This is a genomic window from uncultured Nostoc sp. (assembly GCF_937863485.1).
Lineage (GTDB): Bacteria > Cyanobacteriota > Cyanobacteriia > Cyanobacteriales > Nostocaceae > Nostoc.
This window is the reverse complement of record NZ_CALMFY010000005.1, coordinates 1-13,674: the sequence shown is the minus strand read 5'-3', so window position 1 is coordinate 13,674 and position 13,674 is coordinate 1. Positions and strand designations below refer to the sequence as shown.

Below are 13,674 nucleotides of genomic sequence, written 5' to 3'. Positions count from 1 at the left end.
GTTATTCTTCCCCTGCCTCTTTACTCCCCCTATGCCCACTGACCCTTATGCCTGGCTAGAACATTCCTTAGCAACAATTCATCGGGCAGACTGGTATCGTTCAGTACAAACAATCCACGGTCGTCCGGGTGCAACGGTGGTTTTAGCTGGGCAAGAGGTAATTAATTTTGCCAGTAATGACTATTTGGGGCTGGCGGGAGATCAGCGGTTGATGGCAGCCGCAACTGCTGCGATCGCAGAATTTGGCACTGGTAGTACTGGTTCTAGATTACTCAGTGGACATCGAGAATTGCACAGGGATTTAGAGGAGGCGATCGCATTTACCAAACAAACAGAAGATGCCTTGGTATTTAGTTCCGGGTATCTAGCCAATTTGGGTACAATTACTGCCCTTGTTGGCAAGCGTGATTTAATTTTATCTGACCAGTACAATCATTCCAGTCTGAAAAATGGGGCGATTCTCAGCGGTGCAGTAGTTTTGGAATATCCGCACTGTGATATCGCAGTATTAAAAACTCAGTTGAGTCAACAGCGACAAAACTACCGACGTTGTTTGATTCTTACTGATACTGTCTTCAGCATGGATGGCGATTTATGCCCGTTGCCAGCATTGTTGGATCTCGCTGATGAGTTTAGCTGTATGCTGCTAGTTGATGAAGCTCATGCCACTGGGGTACTAGGAAAAACTGGTGCAGGGTGTGTGGAACATTTTGGGTGTACAGGAAAGCAATTAATTCAAGTTGGAACTTTGAGTAAAGCTTTGGGTAGTTTAGGCGGGTATGTGGCAGGAAGTAGCGCCCTAATTGACTTCTTGCAAAACCGCGCACCCACTTGGATTTATACCACTGGGCTTTCACCTGCTGATACAGCTGCGGCCTTAGCAGCAATCAAGATAGTGCAACAAGAACCGCAACGCCGTGCCCAATTGTGGCAAAATGTACATTACTTGAAAAATTTGCTGCAACAATTACCTAATTTAAAATTACTGCCTTCAGAATCACCTATATTATGTTTTCAATTGCCCAGTGCGACAGATGCTCTCAAAGCTGGAAAACAGCTAAGAGATGCTGGCATTTTTGCTCCAGCAATTCGTCCTCCCACAGTGCCCACAAGTCGGATCAGAATATCTTTAATGGCAACTCATGAAGCAGCACATATTGACAAATTGGTAGCAGTGCTGAAGGATATCTCTTCACTTGTGAGGTTCTAAGTAAGTGGGCAAAAATAAATCAAACTATATTACGCAATGTAAAATTAATTAAATTGGAGCGTAGTCAGCGACTCCAATTTAATTATTCACGCCCACTTACTTATAGCAATCCTAAACAGCATCTCTGACTTATTTGAGAAGTCAGGGATTCTATGGCTTTGAATTTTTACAAATCAAACAGGATTGCTATATATAATTAACGATAAATTTTTACTTTTAATACTATATTCTTGAGGAATTAGCTTCTAACAAAAGAGGTTATTAAAACTAAATAAAAATCTATCTGTGGATAAGTTACTAAAATATACAAACTAGCTTAGGGTATGTACAGCCGCTGCAATAAGTATTGGTTTATCCAAGACATTTTCATGCCCCATATTCATTATTCTCAGTTACTGCGTTATGGCATTGTTGTATTAATTGTTGCATTTACATTAGTGCCAATGTTGATACTAGACCTCTGGTTCAGCATGAGTGGAACTCCTTTCTTGCTGTTTTTTAGCGCTGTAATGGTGAGTGCTTGGTATGGTGGTTTAAAGTCAGGGCTGTTAGCAACTTCCTTGTCTGTGTTACTGAGCGATTACTTCTTTCTCCCTCCAGTTTATGAATTGAGTTTGGACTTATCCAATTTTGTGCGAATTGGGTTGTTTGGATTACAAGGATTACTCTTTAGCATCTTATGTGAGGTATTAAAGACTGCTAAAAAATGGGCTGATGGAAATCTCCAAAAGCTGAAAGTTAGTGAGGAGCGATTTCGATTAGCGTTAAGCAGTTCAGATATCGTGGTCTTTCAGCAGGATCGCGATTTGCGATATCAGTGGATTCATAATCCTCAAGGTTTAAACACTGCTGAAGAAATCTTAGGAAAGTCTGATGATGAATTATTTCCAGCTTTAGTAGCAGAGAAATTGAGGGCTATTAAGCTGAAGGTACTAGAGACTGGTGTTGCAACCCGTAAAGAGGTTTATCTGACGATTGGTGGAGAAGACTGCTACTATGATTTGCTGGTTGAACCGCTAAGGGATACAGACAATAGGATTCAGGGTATTACCTGTGTAGGTGTGAATATTACTGGGCGTAAGCAGGCAGAACTAGAAACCGCCAGGTTGCATCAGGAACTTCAGCAAGCTATTCAGCAAAAAGATGAATCTCTGGCGTTGCTTAATGCTTGGGTTACTAGTTCACCAGTGGCGCTGGCTTTTCTGGATACTGAACTTCGCTATGTTCATGCTAATGAAGCGCTAGCCGCGATTAACGGTGTACCGCAAAGTCAACATATTGGTCGTACCTTTAGGGAAGTACTACCGGAATGGGCAGCGCAAATTGAGCCTGTTTTTGAGCAAGTGATGAGAACTAGGCAATCCTTGCTTAACCAGGAAATGAGCGGTGAAACTTATCCGCCTGGGGTGTATCGTTATGCTCTTATCAGCTACTATCCAGTCTGTTTGCCGGATGGGCAGTTATTAGGAGTAGGCATTAGTTCAATTGATATTACTCAACTCAAACAAACTGAGCAAGCACTGCGGGAAAGCGAAGCGAAGTTTCGCAGTGTGGTTGAGTCAAACATGATTGGTATTGGCTTCTGGAATAGAGACGGTAGGATTACAGACGCGAACGATGCCTTGCTGAATATGGTGGGTTATACTCGTGAAGAATTACTTGCCGGAACACTTCGCTGGCAAGACTTGACTCCTACAGAGTACGTGCCACTTGATAAGGAAGCACTGACTCAATTTCAAGACAGCCCCTTTTGCACACCCTATGAAAAAGAATATATCCGTAAAGACGGCTCACGCTTCCCGATTTTGGCGGGTGGTAGCCATTTTGAAGGGACTGTAGATCGAGGAGCTTTTTTTATTCTCGATACTACAGAGCGCAAGCAGGCTGAGGAAACACTCCGCTATATCGCCCAAATTAGTAGTGTACTCTCTACTTCGCTAGATTATGAACAAACATTACAACAGATCGCCAAAATTTCAGTTCCCCAGCTAGCTGATTGGTGTAGCGTCGACATTTTAAATGAAGATGGTTCGATTCGCCGCCTACCTATTGCTCATGCAGACCCATCTAAAGCGGAGTTGGCGCGTAAACTTCAAGAGTATGTGACAAATTATCAGGTTGCAAGTGCAATTACTAGAGTACTGCAAACCGGGCAAAGCGAATTAATCTCAGAGGTATCTGACTCGCTATTAGTCGCAACTACTCAGAATCAGGAACACTTAGAACTTGTTCGGCAATTGGGGATGAAGTCTGTGATGATTGTGCCGTTAATCGCACAAGGGCGAGTCCTGGGCTGCATCAGCTTTATCATCGCTCAATCAGACCGTCGCTACGATCGCTCTGATTTAACTTTAGCAACAGATATTACCCATCGTGCTGCCTTAGCAATAGAAAATGCGCGACTTTATCGAGATATCCACCAGGCTTTAGTCCATTATGCCGAATCTCTATCTCTTCTAGATGCGCTCTTAGGAGCTGCTCCTGTTGCAGTATGCTTTTTGGATCGGGAACTGCGATATATCCGAATCAATCAAGTTTTTGCTGAGATTAACGGTTTGACCATAGAAGAACATCTAGGACGCAAATTTGGGGAAGTGTTGCCAAAGATGGCGGCTGAGTTGGAGCCACTCTTACAGCGGGTGTTGGATAGTGGAGAACCTCTGCTGAATGTAGAAATTAGTGGTGAGACAAGGGGGCAACCCAAACGTTACGGCTACTGGCTGGGCAACTATTACCCGGTCAACAACACAATCGGCCAAACGGTAGGAATTGGAATTATTCTGGCAGAAGTGACAGCAGCAAAGCAAACAGAAGTTGCTTTGCGGGAAAGCGAAGAAAGGTTCCGGGCAATGTTTAACCAGGCAGCTGTGGGCATTACTCTAATAGGATTGGATGGACGATTTCTGCAAATTAATTCTGCTGTGTGCGAAATTACTGGGTATAGTCATGAAGAGTTAATTCAAATGAACTTTCAGGAAATTACCCACCCTGACGACTTAGAAGTTGATTCGGAGAATGCTCGGCGAGTTTTGGCACAAGAAATTAGTGATTATTCCTTAGAGAAGCGCTACATCCGCAAAGATGGTTCCATTGTTTGGGTAAACCTAACTTCATCAGCAGTTTGGGATGCTAATGGACTTCCAAAGTATGCATTAGGCATTATTGAAGATATTAGTAAACGCAAACGAGTTGAAATTACACAAAACTTTTTAGTTGAAGCCAGCACCTTACTAGCTGCCTCATTGGATTATGAAATCACTTTGGAAAGTGTGGCTAATCTAGCAGTTCCTACCCTAGCTGACTGGTGTATTGTAGATGTTTTCCAGGAAGATTGGTCAAGTAAACAAATTGCGATCGCAATTGCCGATCCCACAAAACAAAATACTTTAAACGAAATCCAACGGCGTTATCCACCCCAAACCAGAGCAAAACAGCTTGTGCAGCGCCTACAGTTGGGAATATCTGTTTTTTATCCGGAATTATCTCAGTCTCATCTTGTGCAGATGGCTGAAGACGATGAACATCTGCAATTGCTGCGAAGTCTGGGTATTCATTCTCTAATGGTGATTCCAGTTCGTTCCCGTGGGCAATTATTTGGAGCAATCTCTTTTTTTACAGCCGAGTCAGGTCGGCACTACAAACAGACAGACTTGGCTTTAGCAGAGGATATAGCTCGTCGGGCGGCGACAGCCATCGACAACGCCAGACTCTACCAGGAAACTCAACAGGCAAAACAGGCAGCTGAACGGTCTGTCAATCGCACGCTACTTTTACAAAGAATAACTGCTGCCCTCTCGGAAGCGCTAACTCCCCAACAGGTGGCTGATGTGATCGTAAACCAAGGGATTGCTGCCTTGGAAGCCACTGCTGGTTCTGTTGTCTTACTTACTCAGGGAGGTACTACCCTAAAAGTTGTCCAAGCAATTGGCTATCCACAATCACTCATAGATGCCTGGACAAATTTTCCGATCACTACACCTAACCAAATAGCGGAAACAGTCAGAACTAGGCAGCCGATTTTTTTAGAAAATTTAGCAGCCATGATTGCTAAATATCCCAACTTAGCAGATGCTGTGGCTCTGACAGGGAATAATGCCTGCGCTTCCATTCCTTTGATAGCAGAAGGCAAAGTAATTGGGGGACTAGGATTAAGCTTTACCAATGACCAAATATTTAATCAAGAAGACCGGGGATTTATGTTGACATTGGGACAGCAGTGTGCCCAAGCGATCGCTCGCGCTCAACTTTACGAAGCTGAAAAGACTGCAAGGGCACAAGCCGAGACAGCCAACCGAATTAAGGATGAATTCCTCGCTGTCCTTTCCCATGAACTCCGAACTCCTCTGAATCCTATTTTAGGGTGGGCAAAGTTACTCAGAACCCGCAAGTTTGACGAAGCCAGTACAATCCGGGCATTGGAAACAATCGAGCGCAATGCCCAGTTACAAACCCAATTAATTGGAGATTTACTTGATGTTTCGCGGATTTTACAAGGTAAAGTCAATCTAAATCTCTATGCAGTGGATTTGAGAGTGCCGATCGCAGCTGCACTAGAAACGGTGCGTTTAGCAGCAGAAGCTAAGTCAATTGAAATTCAAACAGTGCTGAGTAATGATATCGGCAAAGTTCTGGGCGATAGCGATCGCTTGCAACAAGTGATGTGGAATCTCCTCTCCAATGCCGTTAAATTCACACCCACAGAAGGACGAGTAGAAGTGCGTTTAGAGCAAGTTGGGTCAGATGCTCAAATTCAGGTGATTGATACAGGTAAGGGAATCATCGTAGAATTTTTGCCTTACGTATTTGACTACTTCCGACAAGCAGATGCCAAGACAACCAGGATATTTGGCGGACTAGGATTGGGACTGGCAATTGTGCGTCACATAGTAGAACTTCACGGTGGTACAGTTCAGGCAGAGAGTCTGGGAGAAGGACAAGGGGCTACCTTTACAATCAGGCTGCCTTTACTCAAAAATTCTGAGTTGCGAGTCAGCAGTACTGAGGCTTCTCAACCAGAACTCAGTACTGAGGACACATTACTTGCTGGAGTGCAAATCCTGCTGGTGGACGATCAAGCTGATGTGCGAGAGTTTTTTAGCTTTGCGCTAGAACAATATGGAGCAACTGTAACAGCAGTTGAATCAGCCGCCCAAGCGCTGGAAACATTAGCCCAATCAAAGCCAGATATCCTGTTAAGTGATATTGGAATGCCCTTGATGGATGGTTATATGTTACTGCGCGAGGTGAGAAAATTACCGCCAGAGCTAGGGGGGCAAATTCCTGCGATCGCTTTGACTGCTTATGCTGGAGAAATTAACTACAACCAAGCAATGGCAGCAGGGTTTCAAAAACACCTACCTAAACCTGTCGAAGTAGGGGATTTAGCTACAGCGATCGTCAGTCTCATCGGGCAAAATCAACCTTGAAGGAGACAAGGGGAAAGGTTTGATCAACCAATGGGGCGATTACCAGGATTGACTGCATGAATATATTCACTACCCGATCGCGGTCTTCCTCGTTTATAATAAGCTTCTTCTGGTTTACCCCATCCTAGCTGCAAAATCATTTCCAAAAAGTTAGAGTTTTCCCACTTGCACAAACTTGCCCATTCTGTTCTTTGAACAATTCTCTCTACATCAAATGTGAGAATTTGTTGGTATTGTTTACTATTATTGAAACTCAAGTATAAATCCATCCCCATAGAGACTTCATGCCAAAATTCTACGATAGAATTTTTAGCAGCTTTTAATATCTCTAAGTCACTGGTGAGGGCTATTAGCTCAGTATTTACTTGGGGATAGTTCAAATTTTTACCTTTGACTGTTACCTCCCGCCAGATAATACCTGAAACTTGATTTTCTTTTTGATACTCGTGAATTGCAGCTTTGAAATCTTGATAGGCTGTGAATTGTTGCAGCCCATCAGTTCTGATAAACTGGTCAATTACAGGATTGCCAGAGACTGTGATTTCTAATTTTAGGCGTTTTCCGTTGAGGCAAGCTTGGCGTTCGGCTGCCAAAATTTGAATTAGCTCCTGGGTGGTGTAAACCTTTGACATCAGAATACACTTTATACGGGACTATAGATTAACTTCCTAAATGGTTAACACAGATATTCTAATATTATGCTTTTACATCAGCATAAATGTAGTAATAAGCACCAAAAGTTAAGGCAGACCTATTTGGTCTACCCCATAAGTTACCTAGCTAACTCACTACTGAACTCATTGAAAGCTCGCCGCTTTAGCTGTGCTGTTTCCATGCGTGGTAACAAATCAAATATTTTGCGAAATTCATCGTCTATGTCTTCAAAAGGTACTTGACCCTTTTTATTCAAAACTACTTGACCTGATTTATTAAACACCAAGACTTGAGGAACAGTCCCAGAATAGTAATATCCAGGTTCTGTAGGGTCGTAGGTCTGTTTAGGTGGGATACTATCTACATTAATAGGCATAATCTCTGCTACCCGACCATAGAATTCCTGTACCCGTGAAATGGAAATAGCATATCTTTTGGAATCGCTGCTGTCATCCACATAAAAGGCCAAAAATATGGGTTTATGTTCCGCTAAAGTCTGTGCAAGTGTCTGTCTGGGAGGAACCAATGAACCATTGCCAGCATAAACGACAAAGATGTTGCCATCATATAAATCATTATTGAGACTAGCATATGCAGGTTGCATACTTATAATGAAAAGACTTGCAAACAACAACAAGCATTTGGACAGCAACCTTCGCCAGCCAGTAATTTGTTTATGTAAAAAAAGAAATTTTGTGCTATACATCAAAAGCAACCTTGCAAGCTACTACTTGTCGTGAGTTTGTGCTGAATTCGGCAAACTGGGCTGGATATGTAATTACGCCCACGCACTATTTTTTAAGATAACGCCTACTGAGATTATCTCTCGGAAGTGGGAAGTGGCGGATGAAAGGAGAGTTAACGCTTTTTCATCAGTCTCATGAGATAATAATAGAGTTAAATGTCGCAAACCCCTTGCTGATATAGGTTTTAGGCAAAAGAGCCTGCCGAAACTATAAAATTTGTTGACGATTAGTATGAATGCTACAAAAGGCTATTTCTAGAAGTGATATCAATTCTTTAATTTACTTAAACCTTGGCTTAGGGTGTTTCCAATTTTACATTTCTCGTCAATTAAAGGGTTTAAGACTGTGACATTCTGAAGCGTTCTAGGCAGTTGGGAATCTCCAAAGCGTTTGCTAATAGCGGTCATACTATTCGGCTGGAGCTAGTGACTTCAGGCAACTGGGAGTTAAAAGCCAATACAGTTCAGTTAAGCCTAAAACTCAACTTCTGCGTAGGTTGGGGAGCCACTGCGCCCTTCTCCCTTGGCGCTAGCCTCTCCCTTTGGGAGAAGGGGAGACGATGCCGCGCATAGCGCAGCGGTAGCGAGCCTGCGTTCGCGCAGCGTCTCGTAGAGAGCGTCTGCGGTTTCCCGACTTGTACCCCTACGGGGAAGCAAGCTACGCGCAGCGTCTCCGACAGGAGAAGCAAGTGGCGTTTGAGGAACGTAGACCCAAAGGGGCTTCCCGCAGGGTAACCCAACACTTCCGTGACTTTGTTGGGTTTCACTTCCTTCTACCCAACCTACAATTTTCTTAAGTGAACCGTATTGAGTTAAAAGCCGTAAAAACTGTAAATAAATTTAATAAATACTCAGGTTTTTATAGCGATACATCCTCAATATTTGCCCTCTGATGTCAATTTTATTTAAAAATTACTGGAGTTTAGATATATTATGACTTTTTAGACCATCTTGCAGTAAATTAGACAAATCTTGGTTTAATGCCTAATATAGCCAAAATAGCCTCTATTAGTAGCTCTGGTTCAATTGGTTTGGAAATATGGCGTTGAAATCCGGCAGCTAGTGCAAGTTGTTGATCAATTTCTCCAGCATAAGCAGTAAGGGCGATCGCCGGAATTTCCCCGCCTTGGTCAGGCGACTGCTTTCTAATTTGACGAATTAGTGTGTAGCCATCCATATCAGGCATACCAATATCACTAATTAGCAAATCAAATTTTGCTTGCCTTAAACTGCTCAGAGCATCATGTGCTGAGTCCGCTTCAGTCACTTGCGCCCCATACTGTTCTAGCACGAAGGCGATAAACTCCCGCGAATCTCTGTCATCATCTACAAGCAGCGCTTGCAATTTATTTAGATTGAAGTCTGAGCGATTATCAAACTCAGTATTATCTGGATTCAGTTTTACCGCAGCGATGAATGGAAGCTTAACTGTAAATGTTGCTCCTTGTCCTTCTCCAGGACTCGCCGCCTGAACGGTTCCTCCGTGCAGTTCAACCAAATGACGCACGATCGCTAACCCCAACCCCAACCCCCCAAATCTTCGGGTCGTTGTCCCATCGGCTTGGCGGAAGTAGTCAAAGACGTAGGGCAGAAAGTCACCAGAGATACCCTTGCCAGTGTCGCTGACAATGATTTGAGCATATTCCAAAGGATGAGTATCTACTTCATTCATTTCTTCACCTTCATCGTTGATCCTTTTTAACTGCACCTTTACTCGACCACCGTGTGGGGTAAATTTAATCGCGTTAGAAAGTAAATTCCAAACAACCTGTTGCAGGCGACCGGAATCACCCAACACTTGGGCAATGTTCGATTCAAATATTGATTCAATTTGAATAGATTTAGCTTCAGCCGCAAGCCGCACGGTTTCAAGGGCAGCTTTGATGGTGAACGTTAAACCAATTGGCAGTGTATTCAAACTCAATTTGCCTTGGAGAATACGCGATACATCGAGCAGATCCTCGATTAGTTGTGCTTGTAGTTTGGCATTGCGTTCGATCGTTTCGAGCGCGTACTGAGTTTTGGCTGCGTCCTGCTGGCTCGTTTGCAGAATTCTTGCCCAACCCAGGATTGGATTCAGGGGCGATCGCAATTCATGAGACAGCACTGCTAGAAACTCATCTTTGATTCGGTTGGCTTGCTGTGCTTGTTCAGTTTGTTCTTGCAAGGAAATCATCAGATGATTGAGGCGATCATTCTGATCTTGCAGTAAGGTTTCTGCTTGTTTGCGCTCCGTAATATTTGACAGGATGAAAACGGCGCCTGTGAGAGTCCCCTGCTGATCAAATACCGGGTCGATGGTTTTGGCAAACCACTGTCCTTTGAACTGAAATTCTAGAATTTGCCGTTGATGAGTTTCTTTAGCACGGTGAAAACACGTGCCGTCGCCCATTCCCAATTCTGCGTCCATCAACTCATGGTGAGCACAACCTAAAATTTCGTGGGAGGGCTTGCAAAAAATCTGCATTATCGCTCGATTACAGCGCAGAATTATACCTTCTCGGTCTACCAGACATACGCCGTTGTTGATCGAGTCAAAGGTCGTTTGCCACTCTCGTGCTGAGGAGAGAGCAGCTTCCTCCGCCTGCCGAATTCGCAGCAGCGATCGCACCGTGGCAAGCAGTTCAATGGGTTCAACTGGTTGTGCTAGATAGGCATCGGCACCACTGTCTAAACCTTCTGCTTTATCCTGGCTTTGGACAAAACTTGCAGAAAGGTGTAGTACGGGAATAAAAGCCGTTTTGGGGTTTGCCTTAATTTGACGACAGACTTCAAAGCCGCTGATATCTGGTAGTTGGACATCCAAAATCACCAGAGCAGGCTGATGCTCACCAACTGCCTCTAATCCTGTTGCTCCAGTTGCTGCCTCCACGACCGTAAAGCCTGCATTTTGCAAAATACGGGACACAATGTAACGGTTGGCTTCATTATCATCAACATGCAGAATCGTCACCTGTGACTCAGACATTGCTTTCCTCCCAAGCACCCAGAACTAGTCCGGCTTTGACGAGCGCATCTTGGAGTTGGGCAATCGCCGCCGTTTGAGAGCCTGTTTCTTTAGAAAGAATGGCGATGCTTTGTTCAGCTAAACGCTTCTGCACTTCTGCATCCAGTTGGACAGATGAGTGGATGATCACAGGAATCGACTGAGTGACGGAATTGTTTTTAAGCTGCTTGAGTACATCAAACCCGCTGATCTCTGGCATCTCCAAGTCAAGCACGATCACACTTGGCTGCTGGCATTGTGCCAAATTTAATCCTTCTTGCCCGTTCGCGGCTTCTAAAATACTCAACGGTGTATTTGCCAACAGTTTTTTTATAAGATAGCGATAAGCGGGGTCATCGTCAATTAATAAAATTTTTTGAGGTCTATTCTGATTAATTAGCACATTGAGTTTATTCAACAGCGGCAATTTGTCCACAGGCTTAATTAGAAAGCCGTTAGCTCCTAGCGCCAATGCTTGCTTCTCGTTATCAATGATGGTAATAATCAGTACAGGGATGGTGCGAGTTCTTTCATCTCCTTTGATTTCTCGCAAGAACGTCCAGCCGTTTTCTCCTTCTAGCATAATATCTAGCATAATCGCCGCCGGTCGAAGTTGTTGTAAGGCAAGCCTTGCCTGGGCTAAGGTGCGGGTCGCAATTAATTGATAGGTTGACTCCTGAAGGTGCTTTTCGTAAATAAATAGTGTTTCTGGATGATCTTCAACCACCAGAATCGGCAGGCGAGTTGGCTCAAGTGATGTGATGGGTTGCAGTAGAGTGGGAAATTCAGTCGCATGTGGGTAGGCGATCGGAATTGATACCGTAAAGGTGGAGCCTTGACCCAGATCACTTGTAAGCGAAACGCTGCCGCCCAGTAGCTGTGCCAGCTTGCGCGATAACGGCAGTCCTAACCCGGTTCCCTTCACCTGCTTTTGCAAAGGGGACTCAATTTGCACAAAATCCTCAAAAATGCGCTCTTGATCGGCTGGAGCAATGCCGATGCCCGTATCTAATACGGAGAAGATTACAGTATAACCTATTTGCATCGCACTGACGCGCACCTCTCCCTGCTCGGTAAATTTGAGCGCATTCGAGACAAAGTTTCTCAGAATTTGAGCGACTTTGCCCTCATCGGTATAGAGCGGAGGTATGGTATCGGGTTCCTCCACAATCAGGGCGACAGAGGAGCCTTGAACCAATAATGGGCGCAGCATTCCTCGCAGCGTGGCAAACAAGTCGCTGACTTCAAAGGAACTGGGACGCACTTCAATTTTTCCAGCTTCCACCTTTGCCAAATCCAGCAAATCATTGACTAATTCTGATAATCCGCTCGCCGCCTTTTGGATAAATATCACCTGCTTTTCTTGCTCGGTAGTCAAATCGCCATCCATCCGGGCCAGCAAGATCCGAGAGAGCGACAAAATCGAGTTCAGGGGCGTGCGAAACTCGTGGCTCATGTTCGAGAGAAAACGGGTTTTTAGCTCGTTTGCCTGTTGCAAAGAACTTGCCTTCTCATCCAGTTCTGCATAGAGGGCAATCACACCGCGATTGGTATCTTCCAGTTCCCGGTTTAGATGGGTCAGTTCTTCCTCGCGCTTCCGTAGCTCTGCCATTGCCCGCAGTAACTCCTGGTTTTGTCGCTGGATTTCTTCATAGGGATTCTGGGGCGATCGCCCGATCACGGTTTCTCGAATCTGCTGCAATTGCGAATCGGTGAAAGTAGGTGTGCGCTTCGACAACCTTTTGCTCATCACCACCGTTGTTCCCTGTCCCGGCAGCGATTCAATCTCAAAGAAATCCATCAGTCTGCGGGTGCCCACGATGCCGAGACCCATTCCTGTGCCAGAGGTGTAGCGTCCTGCCAAAACGTCTGCCAGATCAGGAATGCCCCCACCCCAATCTTGAATCCGAATCAGAAACGCCTGAGGCTCTCTTTCCACACAAAATTCAACCCTTCCGCCTTTGGCATACTGAAACGCGTTGCGGGCAATTTCTGAAACTGCCGTTGCCAATCGTGCCTGATCTTGAGTATCCAAGCCCAACTGCTCGGCGATCTCGCGAGTTCGTTGCCGAGCTTGCACAACATCCTGTTCATAGTGGATTTCGATCGTGAAAACGATTGTCATCTGCCCATTCCTTTGACCACTAACACCGTCACATCGTCCCGTTCTCGGTTAAAGTCCCGGTATAGCACACCTGCAATCAAACTAGGATGTTTTTGACTCAAGCCTGGATAGCGATCAAGCTGCCACTTAGTGCCTAATCCGTCAGAATGCATAATTAAAAGTCCGTTGGAATACCAAGGGTAGCTAAACTCTTGAATTTTGCGGATTTCATGCCCGACCGTGCCGTTATGAGACAGCAGATTGTGGTGCTCAGTAAACGAGAAAATGCTGGCAGCGATATTGCCAATTCCGGCAAAGCAGACAGACTGTTGTTCAAAGTCTATTTCGGCAATGGCGAGTACTGCTCCTCGTGTACTTCGCAAGGCTGTGTGGGCAGCTTCCAGGATTGCACCAGGAGAACGATGATGATCGTCTTGAAAGATTCTCACGGCTTGTGAAGCAGCAGTGGCAGCCGCAGGTCCATGTCCTAAACCATCGGCTACTAGCAATAGGCTACGGCGACCATCGACAACACAAGCCCAGGCATCA

The 13,674-nt window shown here is 44.8% G+C and carries 7 protein-coding genes; 2 read left to right on the top strand and 5 right to left on the bottom strand.

Annotation, left to right across the window (positions count from 1 at the left end; genetic code table 11):
- Window positions 1-31 precede the first annotated feature (31 nt).
- A complete protein-coding gene (bioF, locus tag Q0541_RS00600; RefSeq protein WP_298904172.1) occupies window positions 32-1,210 on the top strand; it encodes an 8-amino-7-oxononanoate synthase in 1,179 nt (392 codons plus the stop codon).
- Window positions 1,211-1,578: 368 nt separating this feature from the next.
- Entirely contained in the window at window positions 1,579-6,636 is a 5,058-nt protein-coding gene (locus Q0541_RS00595; RefSeq protein ID WP_298904170.1) for a PAS domain S-box protein, read from the top strand.
- 23 nt (window positions 6,637-6,659) lie between these two features.
- Here Q0541_RS00595 and Q0541_RS00590 read toward each other — a convergent pair whose 3' ends face one another.
- From Q0541_RS00590 to Q0541_RS00570, 5 genes are all read right to left on the bottom strand, one after another.
- Window positions 6,660-7,268, bottom strand: coding sequence for a hypothetical protein (locus tag Q0541_RS00590; RefSeq protein ID WP_298904168.1), 609 nt, complete (start codon window positions 7,266-7,268; stop codon window positions 6,660-6,662).
- Between the two features lie 140 nt (window positions 7,269-7,408).
- A complete protein-coding gene (locus Q0541_RS00585) occupies window positions 7,409-7,996 on the bottom strand; it encodes a thylakoid membrane photosystem I accumulation factor (RefSeq protein ID WP_298904166.1) in 588 nt (195 codons plus the stop codon).
- A 1,000-nt stretch (window positions 7,997-8,996) separates the two neighbouring features.
- Window positions 8,997-11,003 carry a response regulator gene (locus Q0541_RS00580; protein WP_298904165.1) on the bottom strand — a complete coding sequence of 669 codons (2,007 nt, stop codon included), beginning with the start codon at window positions 11,001-11,003 and terminating at the stop codon, window positions 8,997-8,999.
- Complete coding sequence (locus Q0541_RS00575) at window positions 10,996-13,146, bottom strand: ATP-binding protein (protein WP_298904163.1); 2,151 nt, start codon at window positions 13,144-13,146, stop codon at window positions 10,996-10,998. Before Q0541_RS00575 ends, Q0541_RS00580 begins: the two co-directional genes overlap by 8 nt.
- The coding region (locus Q0541_RS00570; RefSeq protein WP_298904161.1) for a SpoIIE family protein phosphatase at window positions 13,143-13,674 on the bottom strand (532 nt) is incomplete at its 5' end. The genes Q0541_RS00570 and Q0541_RS00575, both read right to left, overlap by 4 nt.

Excerpts from the sequence above, each read along its gene's own strand:
- bioF (WP_298904172.1), top strand. The coding sequence starts at position 32 with ATGCCCACTGACCCTTATGCCTGGCTAGAACATTCCTTAGCAACAATT.
- Q0541_RS00595 (WP_298904170.1), top strand. The coding sequence starts at position 1,579 with ATGCCCCATATTCATTATTCTCAGTTACTGCGTTATGGCATTGTTGTA.
- Q0541_RS00590 (WP_298904168.1), bottom strand. The coding sequence starts at position 7,268 with ATGTCAAAGGTTTACACCACCCAGGAGCTAATTCAAATTTTGGCAGCC.
- Q0541_RS00585 (WP_298904166.1), bottom strand. The coding sequence starts at position 7,996 with ATGTATAGCACAAAATTTCTTTTTTTACATAAACAAATTACTGGCTGG.
- Q0541_RS00580 (WP_298904165.1), bottom strand. The coding sequence starts at position 11,003 with ATGTCTGAGTCACAGGTGACGATTCTGCATGTTGATGATAATGAAGCC.
- Q0541_RS00575 (WP_298904163.1), bottom strand. The coding sequence starts at position 13,146 with ATGACAATCGTTTTCACGATCGAAATCCACTATGAACAGGATGTTGTG.